This window comes from Thermomonas sp. (assembly GCF_023953935.1).
Lineage (GTDB): Bacteria > Pseudomonadota > Gammaproteobacteria > Xanthomonadales > Xanthomonadaceae > Thermomonas.
In genome coordinates this window covers 153212-176605 of the sequence record NZ_JAMLIW010000004.1, presented here as the reverse complement: position 1 = coordinate 176605, position 23394 = coordinate 153212, and the positions used below count along the sequence as shown (strand labels likewise).

The following is a 23394-nucleotide window of genomic DNA, read 5'->3' as shown; positions in this document are numbered from 1 at the left end:
CCCGCGGCTCAAGGCAACGGCACCAGCCGCAGCAATTCCGCCACCAATCGCGGCCCGTCCCAGCCTTCGGCGCTGGCTTCGAAGCTGGGCAGGACGCGGTGCCCGAGCACGTCCGGGGCGATCGCGCGCACATCCTCCGGGATCACGTAATCGCGTCCGGCCAGCCAGGCGCGGGCGCGGGCGCAGCGCTCCAGCGCGATCGAGCCACGCGGGCTGGCACCCCAGGCAATCCGCCGTGCCAATGCCGCCTCGTAGCGCGCCGGCTCGCGCGAAGCCAGCACCAGTTCCACCAGATAGCGTTCCAGCGGCGGTGCCAGGTGCAGCCCCAGCACTTCGCTGCGGGCGGCAAACACCTCGTCCTGGCCCACCCGCTCGGCAACCGGGACCGGCGTCATCCCGCCGGTGCGGGCGCGCTCGCGCGCCAGGCGCAGGATCTCGGTTTCGACCCCCGCCTCCGGATAGCCGATCCGCACGTACATCAGGAATCGGTCCAGCTGCGCCTCCGGCAGCGGGAAGGTGCCTTCCTGCTCGATCGGGTTCTGGGTGGCCATCACCAGAAACAGTTCAGGCAGTGGCCAGGTGCGCCTGCCCACCGTCACCTGGCGTTCGCCCATCGCCTCCAGCAAGGCCGACTGCACCTTGGCCGGGGCGCGGTTGATCTCGTCGGCCAGCAGGATCGAATGGAACACCGGCCCGGGCTGGAACTCGAAGCGGCCGTCCTGCGGCAGCCAGACATCGCTGCCGGTCAAATCGGCCGGCAACAGGTCGGGGGTGAACTGGATGCGCGCGAAGTCGCTTTCCAGCCGCGCCGCCAGCGCGCGGATGGCCGTGGTCTTGGCCAGGCCGGGCGCCCCTTCGACCAACAGGTGACCGTCGGCGAGCAGGGCAATCAGCAGCCGCTCGATCAGGGCGTCCTGGCCGACGATCTCCTGCGCCAGCTCGGCGCGCAGCGCGCCAAAGCGTTCCCTCAGGCGGCTATTCGCCACGGCAGTGTCCATGGTCACCTCATATGCAACTGCGTCTTGGACTCATTCGCCCGGCAAAGGTTCGTCCGTTGCGTGCCGCCTGCACGCAGGCGATCCGCCGTTGTTCAGGTGATTGTGCCCCAAGACGGCGCACTGCCCTTGCAAACGCCGCCCCCGGATTGCACGCGCCCGATGCCGCTCGTTGAATGGGTGCAGGCAGGAAGTCTCGACGAACTGCTGTCCGTTGGTTGGTTTTCCAATGGGTGGGACTTCTGAAGATTGGCCCCGAAAGACTCGCTTCACCCGGAGGCTTGCCCGACAAACGAAACGGGGGCCTTGCGGCCCCCGATCGTAATGCCTGTCGGGCTTGCGCTCAGCGCTGGCTGACGCGCATGACCCTGGGTGTCACGAAGATCAGTAGTTCGGCCTTGCTCTTGCCACGGCTCTTGTTGCGGAAGAGGTTGCCGAGGATCGGGATATCGCCGAGGAACGGCACCTTGGTGATGTCGGAGCGATCCGAGAACTCGTAGACGCCGCCGATGACCACGGTCTGGCCGTCCTCGACCAGCACCGCCGTGTTGACCTCGCGCCGCGCGATCTGCGGCACCTGGCCGAAGGCACCGAGGCTGATCCAGCTGTCCAGCTCGTCCTTCTTCACGCCCATGTCGAGGAACACCCGGCCATCGTTGGTGATGGTCGGCGTCACCTTGAGCTCGAGCAGCGCTTCCTTGAACTGCACGGTCGGGACGTTGCCGCCCTGGCCGCCGGACACGGTGAGGTAGCCGATTTCCTTGCCCTGCCGGATCACCGCTTCCTTCTGGTTGCTGGTGACGATGCGCGGGTTGGAGATCACCTCGCCACGGCCCTGCTGCTGGATTGCCGACAGTTCCACGTCCAGCGCGTAGCCGGCGTTGAGGATCGACAGCGCCAGCGCGCCCGGAGTGGCACCGGACAGAATCGCCGGCAGGCTGCTCATCAACCCGCGGGTGATGGTGTTGACGCCGTAATTGGGCGTGGTCGGGCTCCAGCCCATGCCCGGCGCGCGCGGTGCGCCCGGATCATTGGCGGTACAGGCGGGGCAGTTGTTCAGGTAGTCCGACAGTGCCGTCTGATAAAGGGCGTTGTTGGCATTGGTGGTATTCGCCATCGAGTTCTGATTGGCGATGTTGTTTTCGATGCTGTTGCCATACTGGGTGCGGCCATCGCGCGCCGAGCCGGTAATACCGAAGCGGGCGCCCAGATCACGCGCGACGCTTTCGTTGGCGATCACGATCCGGGCTTCGATCACGACCTGATCGACCGGCTTGTCCAGTTGCCTGACCAGCTCACGGATCGCTTCCACTCGCTGCGGGATGTCAATCACCAGCAGGGTGTTGGTGCGGGCATCGAAGCTGAGGCTGCCGCGCGAGGACAGGAAGCCACGATCCTGGCCGCTCTGGCCACCGCCGCCGCCGCCACCGCCAGCCTGATTGCCCTTGCTCTCTTCGGTCAGCATCTTGGCGATGTTGGCCGCGCTGGCGTAGTTGACCGGAATGTATTCGGTCACCTTCTCGGCGCGCTCTTCGAGGCTGATGCGGGCGTCTTCCTTGGCCTGCTCGAACGCCGCGATCTCTTTTTGCGGCGCCACCCAGACGACATTGCCGTTGCGGCGCTTGTCCAGCTGCTTGGCCTGCAGGATCAGATCCAGCGCCTGATCCCACGGCACGTTGATCAGACGCAGCGTGACGTTGCCGGTGACGGTGTCGGCCGCGACGATGTTGAGCTTGGATTCGTCGGCGATCAGCTGCAGCACCGTGCGCACCGGCACGTCCTGGAAGTTGAACGTGACGGGGCGGCCGGAGTAGCGCACGCCGGCGCTGCTGGTGGCCGCACCCGAGGCCACCGCGCCCACGGCCGGAGCCGTACTGGCGGTCGCTGCGGTCTGCGCGCGCGGCACGATTTCAACAATGTATTCGTTGCCGGTCTGGTAGGCCATCGATTCGAACGTGCCGTTCATCCCCAGCACCAACTGGGTGCCGGTGCTGGTGGCACGGGCCTGGACGTTCTGCACCGGGGTCGCGAAATCGCGCACGTCGATCGGCCGCTGCAGTGCTGCCGGCAGGGTGGCGTTGCCGATGTCCACGACCACGTTGGATCCGTTGGTCCGCAGATCGGGGGCCGCGCCGTCGCCGGAGAAGCGCAGGATCAGCTTGCCCGAGCCGCCGTCCCCGCGCTTGAAGTCGATCGCGGACACGGTGACGGCATCGGGGGTGCGCTTGGCCGGATCGGCGAGGGCGCCGGTGGCGGACTGGCCCATGCCGACGGCGAAGGTCGACGCAGGGAATGCGCCGGCGCCGGCGGCGTACAGGCCCACGGCAATGCCTGCCGCCAGAGCCCCGAGGGGCAGGCGGTGCCGTGCGGGCAGCGTTTGCTTGGCGTTGGTGACGGTCATCGGTCTATTCCCCAATCAATTTGAATCGAGTGACAGCTTGGCTGGACGCTCCAGCCAGCCACCTGCACCATCCGGAACCAGTTCGACGAGGTCGATCCGGTCTTCATGCACGCCGGTCACGCGACCGTCGCTTTGCCCCAAGTAGTTGCCGGGAACCACCTTGTAGGTGACGCGATCGGGCGCCATGACCAGCCCGGTCAGGTTGTTCCCACTCCCCAGCGTTCCCACCATCTTCAGGGTATCGAGGGTGAAGCCTTCCAGAGTCTGCCGGCGCCGGTTCGGGTCCGGACGCGGACCCGTGGCCCCATCCCCGCTGAAGGTCTGGTCGAACGGGTCACGCAGGTTCTGGGCGGCATATTCGAAGGTCTCGAACTGCTTCATCACCGGCAGCGGCTCCAGCGGTGGCGCCGGTTTGGCCTTGACCTCGGCCACCCATTTTTCCAGATCGCTGCGGCCGATGCCGCAGGCGCTCAGGGTGGTGGCGCATACCAGGGACAGGAGCACGATGCCGGAGGCATGGCGTAGCGATGGCATCCGCATGTCAGTGCCCTCCCTGAGCCGGTGCCGCAGCCGCGGCCGGAGCCGCACCCTCGGCGGGCGTCTGTGCAGCCGCCGCCTCTTCTTCATCCAGATAGCGGTAGGTCTTCACCGTACCGGACAGTTCCAGCGGGGTGTTGCCGCCAATCCGGCCACCCGGTGGCGCGTTCTTCGGTTTCAGCGAGATATCGTGCATGGTCATGATCACCACGCGCGGCAGCGAGGCCACGCCGCTGACGAAGGCGCCGAACTGGTGGTAGGTCCCGACCATCCGCAGGGTAATGGGCTTTTCGGCGTAGAACTCCTGCTTGGTCTCCGGGCCCGGCTGGAACAGGTCGGTCTGGATGCCGGTCGCCAGCGCGGTCTGCGAGATGTCGACGATCAGGTCGGGCATTTCGGTCTTGCTGGGCAACTGCCGCAGCATCTGCTGCAACTGTTGTTCCATCTGCACCAGTTGCTGCTTGAGCGGCTCGAGGTTGGCCGCGCGACCCTGCTTGTTCTCGAACTCGGTTTTCAGGTCGGCTTCCTTCGCCTGCAGCTGGCCCAGCTCATCCTGCTGGCCGCGCACCATCACCCACCAGCCCAGCGCCACGATCACCACCACGACGATCGCGCAGAACCCCAGCTGCGCCTTGCGCGGCCAGCTGCCGATGTTGTTGATGTCCAGTTCGCGGAGATTGATCTTCTTGTCGTTCACGATGCGGTCCCTCCTGCAGCCGGGGCAGGCGCGGCAGCCGGAGCGGCGGCAGGCGCCGCAGCCCCGTCGTCACTGTCCTCATCCTTGGGCGCATTGGGGTCGACAAGCGTCACCTTGAGGGTGAACTCGTAAGGCAGGCCCGGGTTGCCGTCCTTGGCCTCGATCACGTCGAGATCCGGATGGGTCATCCAGCCCGAACCCTCCAGGCTGCGCATGTAGGTCGACACCCGCGCATTGGACTGCGAGCGCCCGGTCAGGGTCAGGATGTTGCCCTCCTGCTTGATCGCCGACAGCGCCACCCCGTCCGGGATGGTGCGCACCAGCGAATCGAACAGGTGCACCATCTGCGAGCGGTTGGACTGCAGCTGCTCGATCACCTGCTTGCGCTGCAGCAGGTTGGCCTTCTTGGCGTCGAGCTGCTTGATCTCGGCGATCTTGGCGTCAACCTGGGTGATCTGGTCTTGCAGATAGGCGTTGCGGCTGTTCTGGTTGGCGATTCGGCCGCTGTACAGCGTATAGATCAGGCCGGTGACGAGAATGCCGGCCAGCACCGACAGCACCAACATGCCGACGAATTCTTTCTGGCGCGCCTTGCGACGTTCCTCGCGCCAGGGGAGGAGATTGATCCTTGCCATCAGTCAAAGCTCCTCAGTGCGAGCCCGCAGGCGATCATGAGGGCGGGCGCGTCCTGCGCCAGCGCATGCGCCTGCACGCGCGGTCCCAGCGTCATCTGCGCCAGCGGGTTGGCCACCACGCTCGGGATGCCCAGTTGCTCTTCGACCATCGCGGCAATGCCGGGGATCGAAGCGCAGCCGCCGGCCAGCACGATCTGGTCGACGCGGTTGAACTCGCTGCCGGCGTAGAAGAACTGCAGCAGGCGGCTGACCTGCTGGACCATCGCTTCCTTGAACGGGTCCAGCACTTCGACTTCGTAGCTTTCGGGCAGCCCGCCCTGGCGCTTGGCCAGGCCGGCTTCTTCGTAGCTCAGGCTGTACCGCCGCATCACCTCGTCGGTGAGCTGCTTGCCGCCGAACACGTTTTCGCGGGTGTACAGGCTGCGGCCGCCGCGCAACACGTTCAGCGTGGTCATGGTGGCGCCGACGTCCACCAGCGCCACCAGGCCGTCACGCGGCACGTTCAGGCTGCCGGCCATCAGCGCGAAGGCGTTTTCGATCGCGAAGGCCTCGACGTCGATGACCTTGGCGGTCAGCCCGCCCAGCTCCAGCGCGGAGGCGCGCATCTCGACGTTCTCCGAGCGCGACGCCGCCAGCAGCACCTGCACCATCTCGGCGTTGCCGGGTACCTGCCCCAGCACCTCGAAGTCGATGTTCACTTCCTCGACCGGATACGGGATGTAATTCACCGCTTCCAGTTCGATCTGCGATTCCATCTCGTCTTCGTTGAGCGAGCCGGGCATCGTGATCAGCTTGGTGATCACCGACGAGCCGGACACCGCTGCGGCCGCCAGCTTGAGGCGGGTGCCGGAGCGAGCGACTGCGCGGCGGATGGCTTCGCCCACGGCCTCGACCTGGACCAGATTTTTCTCGACCACCGCGTTCGGCGGCAACGGCTCGACCGCGTAATGCTCCACGCGGTAGCGGTCACCGGTCCGCGCAAGCTGCAGCAGCTTGATTGCGGTCGAACTGATGTCGACGCCGATCAACGGCGATTGCGTCTTTGTCCCCAGACCCACGGTATCTCCCCTTCCCACGGGTGCTTGCGTGCACCATGCGCTGTATTACATGAATAACGGACTTTTCACGTATTGGCAACCCATGCGGCCAAAATTTCTTTCTCCCGGGTCCGAAACGCGCCCCTTCGCGTCCCGTCCCCGCCCCCTGGAGCGGTGCCACCGGCCCTATCCTAACCTACAGTCGGCTCCGCGCCTACTCTATACTCCGCAGCTTCGCTCGCTGCAATCCACCCCGTCCCGATGGCCCGTTTTTTCCGCCTGTTGCGCAGGTTCCTGCTGATTGTCTTCGTGCTGGGCCTGCTGGGTCTGGCCGCCGGGGCTGCGCTGGTCTACACGGTCAATGCCCGGCTTCCCGACGTGCAGGTGCTGCGCCACGTCGAGCTGCAAGAGCCGATGTACGTGTATGCGCGCGACGGCCGCCTGATCGGCATGTTCGGCGAAAAACGCCGCTATCCGGTGGAAATGTCGCAGGTGCCACAGCGGGTCAGGCAGGCCTTCCTGGCCGCCGAAGACGCGCATTTCTACCAGCACCACGGGATCGACGTGAAGGGCATCACCCGCGCGATCTGGCTGCTGATCCAGACCGGCGGGCAGGAGCGCGTGGCCGGCGGCTCCACCATCACCCAGCAGGTCGCCAAGCAGTTCTTCCTCAGCTCCGAATACAGCTTCAAGCGCAAATTCGAGGAAATGCTGCTGGCGATGAAGATGGAGCGCGAGCTCAGCAAGGACGAGATTTTCGCGCTCTACCTGAACAAGAGCTTCTTCGGCAACCGCGCCTACGGCATCGGCGCGGCCGCCGAGTACTACTACGGAAAACCGCTCGACCAGCTCAGCATCGACGAGGCCGCGACCCTGGCCGGCATCCCCAAGTTTCCGACCAGCGGCAACCCGATCACCAATACCGAACGCGCCCGCCAGCGCCGCGACAACTACATCCTGCCGCGCATGTTCGAGCTGGGCTACATCACCCGCGCCGAGCTCGATACCGCCCGCGCCGCGCCGATGCACGCCGCGCCGCACGAGCGCCCGATCGAGGTGTACGCGCCCTACGTCGCCGAAATGGTGCGCAAGGAGATGATCGAACGCTACGGCGAGGATGTCCTGAACCAGGGCTACCACGTGACGACGACGATCGATCCGGCCCTGCAGGCGGACGCCCAGGCAGCGGTGGTGGCCGGACTGCGTGAATACGACCATCGCCACGGCTGGCGCACGCCGACCGAGACCGTGACAATCCCGGCGGGTGCCGACAACGCGGCCATTGGCCGTCTGCTGCACGCCACCCCGGTGCAGGGCGGGCTGCTGCCGGCGGTGGTGACCGGCAGCGCCGGCGGTGCGCTGGCGGTCGTGCTGGCCGACGGCAGCGCGCTGGCACTGTCCGGCAAGGCGATTGCGTGGACCCACAAGCCCGCCTCCGCGCTGGCCAAGCCCGGCGACGTGGTGCGCGTGCGCCGGTTGCCGGCCGCCACGCCGGAAGCCGCGCCGGCCTGGGAGCTTGACCAGCTTCCAACCGCCCAATCCGCGCTGGTATCGCTGGACGCCAATACCGGCGCCCTGCGCGCCCTGATCGGCGGTTTCAGCTTCGCCGGCAACAAGTTCAACCGCGCCACCCAGGCCAAGCGCCAGCCGGGCTCCAGCTTCAAGCCGTTCCTGTACGCGGTGGCGTTCGAACGCGGGTTCAACCCGGCCTCGATCGTGCTGGACGCCCCGGTGGTGTTCCGCGAGCGCGGCGGCCGGGTGTGGCGGCCACAGAATGACGGCGGCTCGTTCTCGGGGCCGATGCGCCTGCGCGAGGCGCTGGTGCGCTCGAAGAACCTGGTGTCGGTGCGCTTGCTGGATGCGATCGGGGTGGACTACGCGCGCAAGGCGATCGCCCATTTCGGCTTCGACGAAGCCAGCCTGCCGCCGAACCTGTCGATGTCGCTGGGCACCGCGTCATTGACGCCGCTGTCGGTGGCGCGCGGCTACACCGCCTTCGCCAACGGCGGTTTCCTGACCACGCCCTGGTTCATCGAAAGCGTGCGCGATCGCGACGGCAAGGAGGTCTTCAAGGCCCAGCCGCCGACCGCCTGCCCGGGCTGCACCGGCATCGGTTTCAGTGCGGCTGGCACCGGTGGCACGCCGACCGCCGCCGCGCCCACCCAGGTCGACGGCTTCGACCTCAGCCCGGCCACCGCCGGCGCCCCCGCCGCCAAGCCGACCGGCCGCGCCGGTGCCGCCAAGCCGGCCAAGACCAGCCCCGAGGCTGCGCCCAGCGCGCCGCCGACGGGCTTGGTCGTGGCACCGCTGGCGATCGACCCGCGGGTGGCCTTCCAGGTCCGTTCGATGATGCATGACGTGATCCAGCGCGGCACCGCCACCGCGGCGCGCGTGCTGAACCGCGACGACATTGGCGGCAAGACCGGTTCGACCAACAACTACCGCGACGCCTGGTTCTCCGGCTACGGCGGCCCCTACGTGACGACCGTCTGGGTGGGCCGCGACGATTTCAAAACCCTGGGCCGCGGCGAATACGGCGGCCGCGCCGCGCTGCCGATCTGGATCAATTACATGCGCGCGGCCTTGAAGAACCAGCCGCAGCGCGTGGTCGAACCGCCGGCCGGCATGGTCCAGGTCAGCGTCAGCGCCGGCGGGCGCCTGATCCCGGGCGCTGGCGGGATCACCGAGTGGGTGAAGGTCGAGGACCTGCAGCAGATGGAAAACGAAGCCGCCGCGGGTTATGACAGCGACGATTCCGCCACGCCGAGCGAGGAATCGTTCGACATCTTCTGATCCGGGCCATGCGCGCCGCATCGCACCAGGTGCAGCCGCGGGCCGGCTCGGGTACAGTCCCCCACTGTGTGTGGCCGCAGCAGGGGAGCACGATGCCGGGAGCCCGCCCGTTCGTCCACGCGCAGGTGCATGCGCAAACCCGCACCCGCGAGCGCCGCCAGCGCCTCGCCCACGAGGCCGCGCGGCTGATGGCGGAGGACGGCATCCGCGACTTCCACCAGGCCAAGCTCAAGGCCGCGCGCCGGCTGGGGATCGCCGAGGACGCCGCACTGCCGCGCAACCGCGAGATCGAGGACGCGCTGCGCCAGTATCAGCGCCTGTTCCACGCCGATGACCAACCTGCGGAAGTGCACCGTCGCCGTGAAGCTGCGCTGCACGCGCTGGAATTCTTTGCCCCGTTCATCCCGCGCCTGGTCGGCCCGGTGCTGGAAGGTACAGCCGATACGCATGCGCCGGTGGCCCTGCACCTGCACAGTGATGATCCGGACGCCGTCGCACGCTGGCTCGTCGAACACGATATTCCGGCCGAAGCGCGCAGCCGCCGGCTGCGGCTGGACCGTCAACGCGACCTGGACGCGCCGGTCTGGCTGTTTGCGGCCGAGGGCCTGAGCTTCGACCTCACCGTGTTGCCGCTGGACTGCGTGCGCCAGGCCCCGCTGTCGGGCATCGACGAGCGCCCGCAGCGGCGTGCTTCCGAAGCACAACTGCGGGCGCTGATGGCGGAAATGGAAATCGCCGGCTACGTCCAAGGCTGAGCCGCGCAACGGGATTGCCGGATCGGCGACAGCAGGAGCGAGCCGGGTGCCGCGGCCGGTGGCGCAAAATCGAGGCGGAGATGCCGGCCAAGGCCGGCATCGGGGGACATGAGCGACAGCGGCCGCGGCAACCCGGCCTGCCCATGGGCCTGGCGCGCGCCGCCCTCATCCGGCGCTGCGTGCCACCTCGCGTCGCGCCCCGGCCCTGCGCAGGACGCAGGGCGTTCGGGCGTGCATGCGCCAATGGCGCAGGCACAGCGCGCCCTCACCCCGGAGGGAGAAGGGAGAACGCTGCCCTCAACGCCTCAGCGAGCGTCCATCCCGACGTAATCGCGCTTGACCGCGCCGGTGTAGATCTGGCGCGGACGTCCGATCCGGGCCTCGGGGTCGTTCTGCTGCTCCAGCCAGTGGCTGACCCAGCCGGCGGTGCGGGCGATGGCGAACATCACGGTGAACATGTCGACCGGGATGCCGAGCGCCTTGTAGATGATGCCGCTGTAGAAATCCACGTTCGGATACAGCTTGCGCTCGATGAAGTATTCGTCCTTGAGCGCCACCTCTTCCAGCCGCAGCGCCACGTCCAGCAGCGGGTCGTTCACGTGCAGCGCGCCCAGCACCTCATGGGTCATCTTGCGCACCAGCGCGGCGCGCGGGTCGTAGTTCTTGTAGACGCGATGGCCAAAGCCCATCAACCGGAACCCGGATTCCTTGTCCTTGGCGCGATCGACCGCCGACTGGACGTTGTCCGGCCGCCCGATCTCGGCCAGCATCTTCAACACCGCCTCGTTGGCGCCGCCGTGCGCGGGGCCCCACAGTGCGGCCACGCCGGCGGCGACGCTGACGTACGGGTTGGCCCCGGTCGATCCGACCAGCCGCACGGTCGAGGTGGAGGCGTTCTGCTCGTGGTCGGCGTGCAGGATGAACAGCAGGTCCAGCGCCTTGGCCACGATCGGATTGAGGTTCAGCGGCTCGCTCGGCACTTCCCACATCATGTGCACGAAGCGGTCGGTGAACGACAGATTGTTGCGCGGGTAGCGCAACGGCCATCCGATCGAATAACGGTAGCAGCCGGCCGCGATCGTCGGGATCTTGGCGATCAGGCGGATCGCGGCCAGACGGCGCTGCTCCGGGTCTTCCAGATCCAGATCGTTGTGGTAGAAGCTGGCCAGCGAACCGAGCATGCCGGTGAGCATCGCCATCGGATGGGCGTCGTGGCGGAAGCCGTACAGGAAGGCGCGGAACGCCTCGTGCATCATCGTGTGGTGGGTGATCTCGCCTTCGAATTCGGCCAGCTGCGGCGCGTCGGGCAGCTCGCCGTGCATCAGCAGGTAGGCCACTTCGGTGAAGCTCGAATGCTCCGCCAGCTGCTCGATCGGATAGCCGCGGTAGAGCAGCACGCCGGCATTGCCGTCGATGTAGGTGATCGACGATTTGCAGCTGGCGGTGGCCCCGAATCCCGGATCGTAGGTGAAGCAGCCGGTGGCCTTCGGCAGCTTCGCGATATCGACGCAGGGCTGGCCCAGGGTGGGGTGCAGCACCGGCAAGACCACCGCCTTGTCGCCGGCACTCAGGTTCATCTGATCGAATTCGGACACGTTGCAACTCCTGTGGGGGGCACCGGGCGGACTGCGATCCATGCGCCGGCGCATGTTGAACGCCGATTATCGCATAGCCCCCGTCATCGCCATGCCCGACCAAGGTCCGATGCGCAGGCCGCTGGCGCCGGAAAACGCAGCGGCCACCCCAAGGGGCGGCCGCAGGCTTTGGCACTCCGGGCATGTCGCGGCGCCGGCAACCCGAGGGGCCGGCGCGGCCGCAGCCGCAGGATTATTTCTGGTAGCGCTTGCGGAACCTGTCCACCCGACCGGTGGTGTCCACGATCTTGTGCTGACCGGTGTAGAACGGGTGGGTCGAAGACGACACTTCCACCTTGATCAGCGGGTATTCGTTGCCGTCTTCCCACTTGATCGTGTCCTTGCTGGACATGGTCGAACGGGTCAGGATCTTGAAGTCCGAGGTGACATCCTGGAAAACGACGTCGCGGTACTCGGGATGGATGCCGGCTTTCATGGGGCGGACCTGGAAAATCTGGTGTGAGCCGCGCATTGTACTTCGAATCCGGCGCGACCCGCAAGGCTCAGCGTCGGAACCGCCCCGACCGCCCCTTCAGCGGTAGCGGCGCAGGTAGCGCCGCTCGAACGCGGCCTTGGCCCAGTGCGCGAGGACATTCGGGCGCAGGGCCCGCGTCTTGCCCTCCTTGCGTGAGACCAGCAGGCCGCGATCGAGCGAATCGATGATGCAGATCAGCTCGGAGGCGAAGGTTTCCTCCACCGCCGCCCCAGCCAGCGCCCGCAGCAGGTTGCGGGCGGCGACCTCGGCCTGCAGGTCGGCCTGGTGGGCCTGCTTGGGCATCCAGTCGGGGCCGGGAAAACTGCCACCGTCGCCGACCACGTAGGTGCAGGAGAACCCCGGCACCCGGCACTGGGCATCGCCCTGCACCAGCCCGCCGGGCGAGCGCGGCAAGGGGGTGGCATCCAGCCAAGCCGGGCCGGTGAGCCCCGGCATGAACAGGGTCAGGTTGCTCTCGATCCGGGTGCGCTCCAATACCACCGCATCCGGCTCGATCCGCCGCGGTTTTTCGCCCAACACGGTTTCGATCCGGCGACGGCGCATTTCTTCGAGGATCATCTCGACCGCGCGCTCGCCCAGCCGTTGCCCCGGCGTCTGCGAGCGGCTGAAAAACACCAGCCGGAATTTGTCACGGCGGCGTTGGCGACGCAGCAGGGTGTCAATCCCGAACACGTACTCGAACACCGGTCCGCCGCGCATGGCGATCGGCTCGTCGGGGTTGGTACCGAAGCCAAACGCAATCGTGCCGCCTGCGAGCGCCGCCAGCCGATCGCGGATCGCCTCGCCCGCAGCAATCCCATCGCAGGGAATGATGGCGTGTTCGATGCCGGGCAGCTTGCGCAGGAAGCGCGATCCACTGGCGACGATCAGGCCATCGTTTTCCACCGCACCGGCGTCGGTCTGCAAGACCCTGCCGTCTCCCGACAGCCCGGTGGCGTGCGCCCGATGGAAGTGAATGCCGTTGCGCCGCAGGAAGTTGTCAAGCGGCACCACCAGATCCTGCGATCGGCGCTTGCCCGAAGGGATCCAGATCGTGCCCGGCAGGTAGTGCAGCTCCGCCTTCGGCGCGACCAGGGTCAGCTCGACCTCGCGCGACTGCTTGCGCAGGGTGCGCAGCGCGGTGAGCCCGGCAAATCCGGCGCCCACCACGGTGATGCGGTCGGCTCCCATCCTGCACCTCCTCAGGGCGCAAGGCCCAAGGCATGTTTGAGCACCGGCTCCAGCTTGGTGACGCCGGCCCGGCGCCCCAGCTCCAGCGCTGCCTGCGGCGCCAGCCCGTCGAAATCCGCCTGTTCCAGCGCCAGCAGCGAGCCGGCGCGGTTGCCGCTGGCGCAATGCACCAGCACGCCGCCGCCGTGGCTGGGCGCAAGCGCCGCGTGCAGCAGGCGCGCGTTGTCGGCATTGATGCCATCGGCATGGCCCACCGGGATGTCGAGATAGCGCATTCCAGCGGCACGAACTTCCGCCCCTTCGTCGCGGCCCGGCGTTTCCTCCGGTCCGCGCAGGTTGATGACAGTGGTGATACCGCGGGCGCGAATCGCCGCCCAATCGGTCGCAGCCGGTTGCGCAGCGGTGTAAAGGCCGGGCAAGGGCTGCATCAGCTTGACCTCGGGCGCGGCGACCGCCGCCGTTGGTGCCGGCACATGCGCGCAGCCGCCGGCCAGCAGGGCCGACAGCAGAGCCACCGTGATCATGGGCTTGTTCATGGCAATTGCTCCAATGGGAGACCCCGGTTGCGGAGTACGATCACTGGTCGACTCCGGTGCGATGCGCCACGCCATCCCCGTCGATGACCTCCACCTCGACCTCGATCCCATCGCGCACGCTCTGGGTGACGGTGCAGAACTGCTCGAACTGCGCCAGCGCGCGATCAAAGCGCTCCAGACTCGCAGCCGGTTCGGCCAGCCGAATCGTCACCTTCGCGCGCGGAATGCGCAGCCGCCCTTGTGCGTTGCGTTCGGTGGCCGCGCTGATCTCGGCCCGGATCGGTCCCGGCGCGTTCTTGAACTTGCGCAGCGCGAACAGCAGGCTGGCCGACAGGCAATTGGCGATGCTGGCCAGCAGCAGTTCACTCGGGTTGGGCCCTTCGCCCGAGCCCAGCGGCGCCGGCTCGTCGCTGCGCAGCGATGCGAATGCGGCGCCCTCGAAGTCGATGCGGAAGGAATACGGGCCCTGTTGCTCCAGGACCACCCGCATCGGATGTTCACCACTCATGCTTCACCCTCCTCATCGTTGTGCCGGCGCGACAGCAGCGTGACATACAGCAATGGAATCACGACCAGTGTGAGCGCGGTGCTCACCAGGATGCCGAAGATCAGCGAAATCGCCAGCCCATTGAAGATCGGATCATCGAGGATGAACAGCGCGCCGAGCATCGCTGCCACCCCGGTGAGCACGATGGGCTTGGCGCGCACCGCGCAGGCGTCGATCACCGCGTCCGTCAGCGGCACCCCGCGCGCGGTTTCCTGCTGGATGAAATCGACCAGCAGGATGGAATTGCGCACGATGATGCCGGCCAGCGCGATCATCCCGATCATGCTGGTGGCGGTGAACTGCTTGTCCAGCAGGGCGTGGCCGGGCATGACGCCAATGACGGTCAGCGGGATCGGCGCCATGATCACCAGCGGCACCAGATAGCTGCGGAAATGCGCCACCACCAGCAGGTAGATCAGCACCATCCCGACGGCGTAGGCCAGGCCCATGTCGCGGAAGGTCTCGTAGGTGATCTGCCATTCGCCATCCCATTTCACCGCATAGCCGCTCGTATCGGCGGGCTGTCGGATGAAGCTCTGGGCAAGCCGGTGCCCGCCCACCGGCCCCGCGTCCAGCTGCCCCACCAGATCGAACATGCCGTACAGCGGGCTGTCGAATTCGCCGGCTTCGTCGGCGGTGACGTAGACCACCGGCAGGCCGTCCTTGTGGTGGATGGCGCCGTCCCAGCGCGCCTGCTGCACATGCACCAGCTCCGACAGCGCCACCAGCGCGCCCGACGCGCTGCGCACCTGCAGCGCCAGCAGCGCCGGCAACGCGGCCTGGTCCTGCGCCGGCAGCCGCAGCCGCAGCGGACGCGGATATTTCGAGGCGCCATCGTGGACAAAGGTGGCGTCGAAGCCGGCCACGCCCATGGCGATGGCGTCGGCAATGGCCGCCTGCGACACACCCAGCCGCGCGGCGCGCTCGCGGTCGACCACGATCTGCTCGCGCGGCGCGTTCGCCTCCACGCTGGTGTCCCGATCGACGATGCCCGCGGTGGCGGCGAAGCGCTCGCTGGCCAGCGCCAACGCCAGCGCTTGCTGGCCGGCGTAATCGGGGCCGTAGACTTCGGCCACGATCGGCGCCAGCACCGGCGGCCCCGGCGGCACTTCAACCACCTTCACCGACGCGCCGTAGCGCGCGCCGACCTCGGCCAGCACCGGCCGGATCGCCCGCGCGATGGCGTGGCTCTGGCGGCTGCGCTGGTGCTTGTCGACCAGATTGACCTGCAGGTCGCCGACATTGCTGCCGCTGCGCAGGAAATACTGCCGCACCAGGCCGTTGAAATTGATCGGCGCGGCGGTGCCGGCGTAGCCCTGATAATCGAGAACCTCGGGCACCGTGTCGAGCTTGGCCGCAAGCTCCGTCAGCAGCGCATTGGTGCGCTCCAGCGTGCTGCCTTCGGGCAAGTCCACCACCACCTGGATTTCCGATTTGTTGTCCAGCGGCAGCATCTTCAGTACCACCAGCTTGAACACCGCAAGCGACGCCGCCAGCAGCACCAGCACGGCCATCGCCGCGAACAGCAGCCCGCGCTTCCTGCCCGCGCCGGCGCCGACGAGGAAGGGCGTCATCAGGCGTTCGAACAGGCGGTGCAGTCTGTTTGAGCCCCCCTCCTCGCGAAAGAGGGGTTGGGGTGAGGGTTGGGGTTGCGAATCAGCACCATCGGCCGACCGGCCCTCACCCCCGGCCCCTCTCCCGGAGGGAGAGGGGGAAAGGGGATCAAGCTCGTTGTCGGAGACAGAGGGGGGGGCAGCGTGCCGCGCCAGCAGCTTCAGCGCCAGCCACGGGGTCACCGTGAGTGCGATCGCCAGCGACAGCAGCATGCCGACCGAAGCGTTGATCGGGATCGGCCGCATGTACGGCCCCATCAGGCCGGAGACGAAGGCCATCGGCATCAGCGCGGCGATCACGGTGAAGGTGGCCAGGATGGTCGGCCCGCCCACTTCCTCCACCGCCGGCGGGATCGCCTCGCGCAGCGACCGGCCATCCTGCGCCATATGCCGATGAATGTTTTCGACCACCACGATGGCGTCGTCGACCAGAATGCCGATCGAGAAGATCAGCGCGAACAGCGACACCCGGTTGAGGGTGAAACCCAGCATTTCCGACGCGAACAGGGTGACGGCCAAGGTCAGGATCACCGCGCTGCCGATCACGATTGCCTCGCGCCAGCCCAGTGCGAACAGCACCAACAAGACCACGCTGAAGGTGGCGAACACCAGCTTCTGGATGAGCTTTTGCGCCTTGTCGGAGGCGGTGGCGCCGTAGTCACGGGTGACGCTGACGTGCACGCCTTGCGGGATCAGTTCACCGCGCAGCTGGGCAATACGCTGGCCGATTGCGGCGGTGATGTCGGACGCATTGCTGCCCGGCTTCTTGGCAATCGCCAGAGTGATCGCCGGCGCGGTGCCGGTACGGGGGCCGGCGCGTCCGGGCGGCGCGCCGTACCAGACGTAGCGGCTGGCCAGATCGCCGCGCGGTGCGACCGTCGCCACGTCCGTCAGCAGCAGCGGCTTGCCGTCGCGGCTGCCGATCACGAGATTGGCAACGTCCTCGGCGCTGGCCAGATAGCTGCCCGCCGTCACCGGGATCGCGCGACCGCCGGCATCCACCCGTTCGCCGGGCTGGCGCACCACGTTGGCGGCCGCAAGCGCCTGCGCCAGTTCGTCCACGCCCATGCCGTAGGCAGCCAATTTCGCCGCGTCCAGCGTCACCAGCACGGCGCGGTCGGGCGCGCCGATGGTGTAGATGTCGCGGGTGCCGGGAATGCGCTTGAGTTCGGCTTCCAGCGTATGCGCCACTTCGGCCAGCGCGGAGGCATCGGTCTGCGGATCGTCGCTCCACAGGGTCAGTGCCATCACCGGCACGTCATCAATCCCTTTCGGCTTGACGATCGGCTGGCCCACCCCGGCCTGCGACGGCAGGAAATCGGCATTCGAGAACACCTGGTTGTAGAGCCGCACCAGCGCCGGCTGGCGCGCCACGCCGACCTCGAATTCCACCGTCAGCACCGCCATGCCGGGGCGGCTGATCGAATAGACGTGCTTGACGCCTTCGATCTCGGAGAGCTTCTGTTCCAGCGGCACAGCCACCCACTGCTCGACGTCGCGGCTGCTGGCGCCGTCGAATGGCACCATCACGTTGGCCATCGTCACGTCGATCTGCGGCTCTTCCTCGCGCGGAGTGATGGCCACCGCCAGCAGCCCCAGCAGCAGGCCGACGATGGCCAGAATCGGCGTCAGCGGGTTGTTCTGGAATGCCGCCGCCAAGCGTCCGGAAATGCCGAGGCGAGGCTCAGTCACGGTCGTTCTCCGCCGCCTTGCGCTGTTCGGCAATCACCTGCAGCGCCTTGGCCGGATCGCGAGCCACCACTTCACCCGGTTTCAGGCCAGCAATGACCTCCACCTCTTCGCCCACGCGCGCGCCCAGCCGCAGCTGGCGCAGCAGCAAACGGCCGTCTTGCACGACATAGACGCCGGACAGTTCACCGCGCTGGGCAACGCTGGCGGCGGGAATGCGCAGCGCGGCGCTCGCACCGGAGTCGCCGGCGTCGGCGGCGAACACCACCTTGGCGGTGGTGCCCGGCGCCGGCGCCGGTGTGACCGCCGGCAGCAGCACCCGCACGTTGACGCTGTGGCTGCGCGGATCGGCGGCCGGGAACACGGTCACGGCGGCGGGCGTGAGCACGCGGCCATCGCCCAACGTCACATGCGCCGCAGTCTGGCGGCGGATCGCTTCGGCGCGGGTCTGCGGCAGCGCCACTTCGATCCGCAGCGCATCCGGCGCGTACACGCTCAGCAGCGGCATCCCCGGCGCCACGGTTTCGCCCGGCTCGACGTCGCGCCGCGCCACCACCCCGTCGAACGGCGCGCGCACCACGGTGTAGGCGCTTTGCTGGTTCGCCTGCGCCAGCTGCGCCGCGGCGGCGTTGCGCGCCGCGGTGGCGGCATCGCGCGCGGCGCGGGCCTGATCGACCTGCGCCCTGGAAACGTACTGGCCGCCGGCCAGGGCAGCGTAGCGACGGTAGTTCTGTTCGGCTTCGGTCGCCGCCGCCTGCGCCGCCGCCAGCTGCGCGCGCGCGGCGTTGGCGCCGGCGTCCTGCTCCACCGCGGTGATCCGCAGCAGCACATCGCCGGCCCGGACGTGGTCGTTCACATCGACCGCCACCGCGCTGACCCGGCCCGCCGTCTGCGCGGCCAGATCAGCACGGCGCACCGCTTCCACCACTCCGTCCCATCCGCGTCCGGGCAGGGCACTCCGGTCCGACACCGTGACCGTGGCCAGATCCTTCGGCAGCGCCGGCAGCGCGTCCGGTTGATTGCCACCGCAGGCGGCCAGCGCCAGCAGCGCAGGCAGGAGGAGGGGTTGCAGGGATCGGCGCATCATCATGTGCTCAGCAGCGACTGCACGACGCGCCGTCACCGCGCCCGATGCCCAGCTTCTTCATCACCATCGCCGCCGGACAGATCCCGGTGAACGAGGACTGGATCAGGTTGAAGCCGATGAACACGGTCAGCCAGACGAAATACGGATGCACGAAGTAGGTCAGCGCCACGCTGATCAGGACCATCGTGCCGGCAAAGGCGCGCACCGCGTTGTCGAGGGTCATGGGAATCTCCTTGGGTTGTGGTTGATATCAGGAAGAACGCTTCACGTCCTTGAGCCGCTCGATGCCGAGCAGGCCGAGGATGTGTTTTTCGTAGATCGGCTCGCTGGTGCCGTGGCGCATCTTGTAGAGGAAATACTTCTCGAAGCCGATCTTGGCCAGATGCACCCACTTGCCGATCTTCGTCCATGTCACATTGCGCGGCGGGATCTGCGGCAGCGCCACGAAGGCCGCGCCGGTGTCGCCCATGTCGGCCAGGCAGACCGCGTTCCAGGTGCCTTGGTAATCCGGCGTCTCGCCCTGCAACTCGGCCCGGATGTTGCGCACGATGGTCGTCACCATCGACTCGATCATGAAGCCGGTCTTGGGCGCGCCGGTCGGCACCGGCGTTGCCTCCACCGGCGGAATCGCCACGCACACGCCGGCCGAGAAGATCTTCGGGTACTTCGGGCTGCGCTGGTGCTTGTCTACGATCACGAAGCCGCGCGGATTGCACAGCCCCTCGACTGCCGCCACCGCGTCCACGCCCTTGAAGGCGGGCAGCAGCATGGCGAACTTGAACGGCAGCGCATGCGCCTCGCCGGGCTGGCCCTTGCCGTCGTGCTCGACCACGGTCATCTCGCCGTCGCGCACTTCCGTGACCTTGCTGTTGACGATCCACTTGATGTGGCGCTGGCGCAGCTCGGCTTCCATCAGGCCCCTGGAGTCGCCGACGCCGCCGAGGCCCATGTGGCCCACATAGGGCTCGCTGGAGACGAAGGTCATCGGCACCCGGTCGCGCAGCTTGCGCTTGCGAAGGTCGGCATCGACGATCATCGCGAATTCATACGCCGGCCCGAAGCAGCTGGCCCCGGCCGCCGCGCCGACCACCACCGGGCCGGGTTCTTCCAGGAACGCCTGATACGCCTGCCATGCCTGCGCCGCGTGCGGTGTGGTACAGACCGATTGGGTGAAGCCGCCGTCCGGGCCGGAGCCGGGCACTTCCTCGAAGGCCAGCTTGGGGCCGGTGCAGATCAACAGATAGTCGTAGTCGAAGCGCTCGCCCTTGCCGGTGACGATGGCACTGGCTTCGGCATCGATCCGCTCCACCCCGCTGCCGTCGTAGCGGATGCCCCGCTTGCCGACGTGCCTGGCGATCTCGACGCTGATGTCGTCCTGCTTGCGCCAGCCCACCGCCAGCCACGGATTCGAGGGCGTGAAGCCGAAGCTTTCACCCTGGCCCACCAGCACGACCTCGTGCGCCTTGCCCAGCGTTTCGCGCAGCTCGTAGGCCGCGCTCATCCCGCCCAGCCCTGCTCCCATCACCACGATCCTGGCCATTTGCCTGCTCCCCGCTCCGGAATTGCCCGGGCGCAGTTCTACATTAGCATTTGCTTATATTCATGTCAACTAATATAATTCCGCCCATGGACACGACCGCCCGCACCCGCGCCGCCGCAGCGCACAGGCCCGCACGCACGCGCAACTCCGGCCCACCGGCCCCGGCCATGGACCCGGAAGCGATGCGTGCGCACGCCGGCGAGGCGGCGCGCCTGCTGCGCGCGCTGGCCAACGACAAGCGGCTGATGCTGCTGTGCCTGCTGGTGGATGGCGAGCATTCGGTGGGCGAGCTCAATGCCAAGGTTGAACTGAGCCAATCGGCGCTGTCCCAGCACCTGGCGGTGCTGCGCGAAGACGGCCTGGTGACCACGCGCCGCGAAGCGCAGACGATCTACTACGCGCTGGCCTCGGGCCCTGCGCAGCGGATCATCGAAACCCTGCACGGGATTTATTGCGGGCAGGTGCCGGTCTGCGGGCGCTGATCCGCTTCCCGTTCATGGTTCGACAGGCTCACCACGAACGGGAAAACGAACAGCCACGAACGGAGTAATGCATGACCTGCCCACGCGAAAATGCATGACCCGCCAACGGGAGAATGCATGGCCCATCAACGGGAAATCGAACGATCCACGAACGGGAGTTCAATGGGCCACGCGCGGCGCGACGCGAAGGAACTTCTGGATCACGCCGCCGCATAACGGGCTGCGCCGCCGATCCAGCGGTCGACGATGCGGTCGGCCAGCTCGGGTGCATCGCGCAGCAGGGTGTCGGCCAGCGCGTGCACCTGCGGCAGCAGGTCGGCATCACGCACCAGATCGGCGATGCGAAACCCTGCGAGTCCAGTCTGGCGGGTGCCCAGCAGTTCGCCGGGGCCGCGCAGTTGCAGGTCTTTTTCGGCGATGGCGAAGCCGTCGTTGGTCTGGCGCAGGGTGTCCAGGCGCTGCCGTGCGATTTGCCCCAGCGGCGACTGGTAGAGCAGCACGCAGCTCGATGCCGCGCGTCCGCGGCCGACCCGCCCGCGCAATTGGTGCAGCTGCGCCAACCCGAGGCGCTCGGCGTTCTCGATCACCATCAGCGAGGCGTTGGGCACGTCCACGCCGACTTCGATCACGGTGGTGGCCACCAGCAAGTCGAGTTCGCCGCCCTTGAAGGCAAGCATCGTGGCCTGCTTTTCGGTGGCTTTCTGGCGACCATGCACCAGCCCGATGCGCAGCGCTGGCAATGCGTCCTGCAATGCCTCGAAGGTGGTTTGCGCGGCCTGCGCCTGGATCTCGTCGGAATCATCGATCAGGGTGCACACCCAGTACGCCTGCCGGCCTTCGGCACAGGCGATGCGGATGCGTTCGATCAACTCGGCGCGGCGCTGGTCGGACAGCGCCACCGTGGTGACAGGCGTGCGGCCCGGCGGCAGTTCGTCGATGGCCGACACGTCGAGATCGGCATACGCACTCATCGCCAGCGTGCGCGGGATCGGGGTGGCGGTCATCACCAGCTGGTGCGGCACGCCGCCACGGCCCTTGTCGCGCAAGGCCAGGCGCTGGTGGACGCCGAAGCGGTGCTGTTCGTCGACGATGGCGAGCGCGAGATCATGGAATTCCACGCCTTCCTGCATCAGCGCGTGGGTGCCGATGACCAGCTGCGCCGCGCCCGAGGCGACCTCGGCCAGCGCCTGCTTGCGCGCCTTGCCGGTCACCTTGCCGGCCAGCCAGCAGACCCGGATACCCAGCGGCTCCAGCCAAGCGCGCAGATTGTTGCAATGCTGCTCGGCCAGCAGTTCGGTGGGCGCCATCAGCGCGGCTTGGCGGCCATCGGCCAGCGCCAGCAGCGCCGCCATCGCGGCGACCACGGTCTTGCCGCTGCCGACATCGCCCTGCACCAAGCGCAGCATCGGCCGTGGCTGCCGCAGGTCATCGCGCACCTGCGCATAGACCCGTCGCTGCGCGCCGGTGAGCTGGAAGGGAAGCTGTGCCAGCAGGGTTTCGACCAGACGTTCATCGCCACGCAGGGCGCGCGCGCCCTCGGCCTGCAAGGCCAGCCGCTGGCGACGCAGCCCAAGCTGGTGCGCCAGCAGTTCCTCCAGCGCCAGTCGCCGCTGCGCCGGATGCAGGCCATTTTGCAGCGCCGCCACGTCGGCATCGGGCGGCGGCGCGTGCAGCAGCAGGATGGCCGCGCGCAGAGAAGGCAAGTCCTGTTGGCGCAGCCACGCCTGTGGCAGCAGTTCCAGCGTGGTTTCGTCAGGCAGGCGCTGCAATGCCTGCCCGATGAGCTTGCGCAGGCTGGCCGGGCCCACGCCTTCGATGGCCGGATAGACCGGATCCAGTGCCTCGCCCAGCGGGTGTTCGCCGGCGGCGAGGATGCGATAGCTGGGATGCACGATTTCCAGGCCCTGCTGGCCCGGTCTCGGCGTGCCGAATACGCGCACCCGCGCACCCACCGCGAACTGCGCCACCTGCTGGGCGCGGAAGTGGAAGAAGCGCAGCACCAGGGTGGCGCGCGAGGCGTCGGAGATGGCCACGCGCAGCAGCGGGCGATAGCGGAACCCGCGCTCCACCGCCTCCACCTGGCCTTCGACCTGCGCCGGCTCGCCCGGGCGCAGATCGCGGATCGCGGTCAGCGTGGTCCGGTCTTCATAGCTGCGCGGCAGATGCAGCCACAGGTCCTGCAGGGTGGCCAGGCCGCGCGCCGCCAGTTTTTCGCGCAGCGCGGGGCCGACGCCGGAGAGCGTGGCCAGCGACGCTTCGGCATTCAGGTCACCAATGAAGCGCGCAGCCGGCATGGGTCAAGGATGCCGGCAATCGTGGCGACCGCCAAGGTCAGGCCAGCGCCAGGATCGCATCCACTTCGAACGCGACGCCCTTGGGCAGGGCGGAGACCTCGATCGTGGAGCGCGCCGGGTAAGGCTGCGCGAAGTATTCGCCCATCACCGCATTGACCGCCGCGAACTGCGACAGGTCGGTCAGGTACAGACCCACCCGCACCACGTCGGCCAGCCCGCCGCCGGCGGCCTCGCAGACCGCTTTCAGGTTGTCGAAGGCGCGCCGCGCCTGGGCTTCGATATCACCCTCACCCACCACGGTGCCAGTGGCCGGATCCAGCGGAATCTGCCCACTCAGGAACACCAGGTTGCCGGCGCGGGTAGCCTGCGAATACGGGCCGATGGCGGCCGGGGCATGGTCGGTGTGGATGGCGGTGCGGGGCATGGTCGTTCCGGCGTGCGATGGGATCCGCCGCA

At 67.8% G+C, this 23394-nt stretch carries 19 protein-coding genes and 1 pseudogene; 3 read left to right on the top strand and 17 right to left on the bottom strand.

All coding sequences use genetic code 11. The annotated features are described in order from the left end of the window. Positions 1 to 8: 8 nt before the first annotated feature. From M9902_RS06365 to M9902_RS06340, 6 genes and pseudogenes are all read right to left on the bottom strand, one after another. Positions 9 to 998, bottom strand: a complete 990-nt coding sequence (locus tag M9902_RS06365; RefSeq protein WP_297221604.1) for a MoxR family ATPase — start codon at positions 996 to 998, stop codon at positions 9 to 11. Positions 999 to 1338: 340 nt separating this feature from the next. After that, positions 1339 to 3261, bottom strand: a complete 1923-nt coding sequence (locus M9902_RS06360; protein ID WP_297221741.1) for a type IV pilus secretin PilQ family protein — start codon at positions 3259 to 3261, stop codon at positions 1339 to 1341. Between the two features lie 150 nt (positions 3262 to 3411). Then, positions 3412 to 3936, bottom strand: a complete 525-nt coding sequence (locus M9902_RS06355) for a pilus assembly protein PilP (protein WP_297221603.1) — start codon at positions 3934 to 3936, stop codon at positions 3412 to 3414. 1 nt (position 3937) lies between these two features. Beyond that, positions 3938 to 4630 (bottom strand): type 4a pilus biogenesis protein PilO, encoded by a 693-nt coding sequence (gene pilO, locus M9902_RS06350; RefSeq protein ID WP_297221602.1) that lies wholly within the window; start codon positions 4628 to 4630, stop codon positions 3938 to 3940. Between the two features lie 23 nt (positions 4631 to 4653). After that, positions 4654 to 5265, bottom strand: a pseudogene (locus M9902_RS06345) (PilN domain-containing protein); the annotation flags it as partial. Beyond that, positions 5265 to 6323 (bottom strand): pilus assembly protein PilM, encoded by a 1059-nt coding sequence (locus M9902_RS06340; protein ID WP_297221601.1) that lies wholly within the window; start codon positions 6321 to 6323, stop codon positions 5265 to 5267. The pseudogene M9902_RS06345 and the gene M9902_RS06340, both read right to left, overlap by 1 nt. A 240-nt stretch (positions 6324 to 6563) precedes the next feature. On the opposite strand from M9902_RS06340, the gene M9902_RS06335 reads away from it, so the two are divergent. Together M9902_RS06335 and M9902_RS06330 are read left to right on the top strand one after the other, a co-directional pair. Further along, positions 6564 to 9095, top strand: a complete 2532-nt coding sequence (locus tag M9902_RS06335) for a PBP1A family penicillin-binding protein (RefSeq protein ID WP_297221600.1) — start codon at positions 6564 to 6566, stop codon at positions 9093 to 9095. A 92-nt stretch (positions 9096 to 9187) separates the two neighbouring features. After that, positions 9188 to 9850 carry a hypothetical protein gene (locus tag M9902_RS06330; RefSeq protein WP_297221599.1) on the top strand — a complete coding sequence of 221 codons (663 nt, stop codon included), beginning with the start codon at positions 9188 to 9190 and terminating at the stop codon, positions 9848 to 9850. A gap of 305 nt (positions 9851 to 10155) precedes the next feature. Here M9902_RS06330 and M9902_RS06325 read toward each other — a convergent pair whose 3' ends face one another. The 9 genes from M9902_RS06325 to M9902_RS06285 all read right to left on the bottom strand — a co-directional run bounded on the left by M9902_RS06325 (position 10156) and on the right by M9902_RS06285 (position 20162). Further along, positions 10156 to 11445 carry a citrate synthase gene (locus tag M9902_RS06325; protein WP_297175635.1) on the bottom strand — a complete coding sequence of 430 codons (1290 nt, stop codon included), beginning with the start codon at positions 11443 to 11445 and terminating at the stop codon, positions 10156 to 10158. A 232-nt stretch (positions 11446 to 11677) separates the two neighbouring features. Further along, complete coding sequence (locus M9902_RS06320; protein WP_297175637.1) at positions 11678 to 11920, bottom strand: type B 50S ribosomal protein L31; 243 nt, start codon at positions 11918 to 11920, stop codon at positions 11678 to 11680. Positions 11921 to 12016: 96 nt separating this feature from the next. Then, positions 12017 to 13150, bottom strand: a complete 1134-nt coding sequence (locus M9902_RS06315; protein WP_297175639.1) for an FAD-dependent oxidoreductase — start codon at positions 13148 to 13150, stop codon at positions 12017 to 12019. 11 nt (positions 13151 to 13161) lie between these two features. Continuing rightward, on the bottom strand, positions 13162 to 13686 hold the full coding sequence (locus M9902_RS06310) for a sulfur transferase domain-containing protein (protein WP_297175641.1): 525 nt from the start codon (positions 13684 to 13686) through the stop codon (positions 13162 to 13164). Positions 13687 to 13726: 40 nt separating this feature from the next. After that, entirely contained in the window at positions 13727 to 14194 is a 468-nt protein-coding gene (locus tag M9902_RS06305; protein ID WP_297221598.1) for an OsmC family protein, read from the bottom strand. Continuing rightward, positions 14191 to 17538 (bottom strand): efflux RND transporter permease subunit, encoded by a 3348-nt coding sequence (locus M9902_RS06300; protein WP_297221597.1) that lies wholly within the window; start codon positions 17536 to 17538, stop codon positions 14191 to 14193. Before M9902_RS06300 ends, M9902_RS06305 begins: the two co-directional genes overlap by 4 nt. Further along, positions 17531 to 18622 carry an efflux RND transporter periplasmic adaptor subunit gene (locus M9902_RS06295; RefSeq protein WP_297221596.1) on the bottom strand — a complete coding sequence of 364 codons (1092 nt, stop codon included), beginning with the start codon at positions 18620 to 18622 and terminating at the stop codon, positions 17531 to 17533. Before M9902_RS06295 ends, M9902_RS06300 begins: the two co-directional genes overlap by 8 nt. Before the next feature lie 7 nt (positions 18623 to 18629). After that, positions 18630 to 18845: a DUF2892 domain-containing protein gene (locus M9902_RS06290; protein ID WP_297221595.1), complete on the bottom strand. Its 216-nt coding sequence runs from the start codon at positions 18843 to 18845 to the stop codon at positions 18630 to 18632. A gap of 27 nt (positions 18846 to 18872) precedes the next feature. Then, complete coding sequence (locus M9902_RS06285; RefSeq protein WP_297221594.1) at positions 18873 to 20162, bottom strand: FAD/NAD(P)-binding oxidoreductase; 1290 nt, start codon at positions 20160 to 20162, stop codon at positions 18873 to 18875. Positions 20163 to 20329: 167 nt separating this feature from the next. Here M9902_RS06285 and M9902_RS06280 point away from each other — a divergent pair, with 167 nt between their 5' ends. Next, positions 20330 to 20644, top strand: coding sequence for a metalloregulator ArsR/SmtB family transcription factor (locus M9902_RS06280; protein ID WP_297170577.1), 315 nt, complete (start codon positions 20330 to 20332; stop codon positions 20642 to 20644). Positions 20645 to 20844: 200 nt separating this feature from the next. Here the strand turns inward: M9902_RS06280 and recG are convergent, their stop codons facing one another. Continuing rightward, complete coding sequence (recG, locus tag M9902_RS06275; protein ID WP_297221593.1) at positions 20845 to 22938, bottom strand: ATP-dependent DNA helicase RecG; 2094 nt, start codon at positions 22936 to 22938, stop codon at positions 20845 to 20847. Between the two features lie 37 nt (positions 22939 to 22975). Then, positions 22976 to 23362 carry a RidA family protein gene (locus M9902_RS06270; RefSeq protein ID WP_297221592.1) on the bottom strand — a complete coding sequence of 129 codons (387 nt, stop codon included), beginning with the start codon at positions 23360 to 23362 and terminating at the stop codon, positions 22976 to 22978. Between the last annotated feature and the right edge of the window lie 32 nt (positions 23363 to 23394).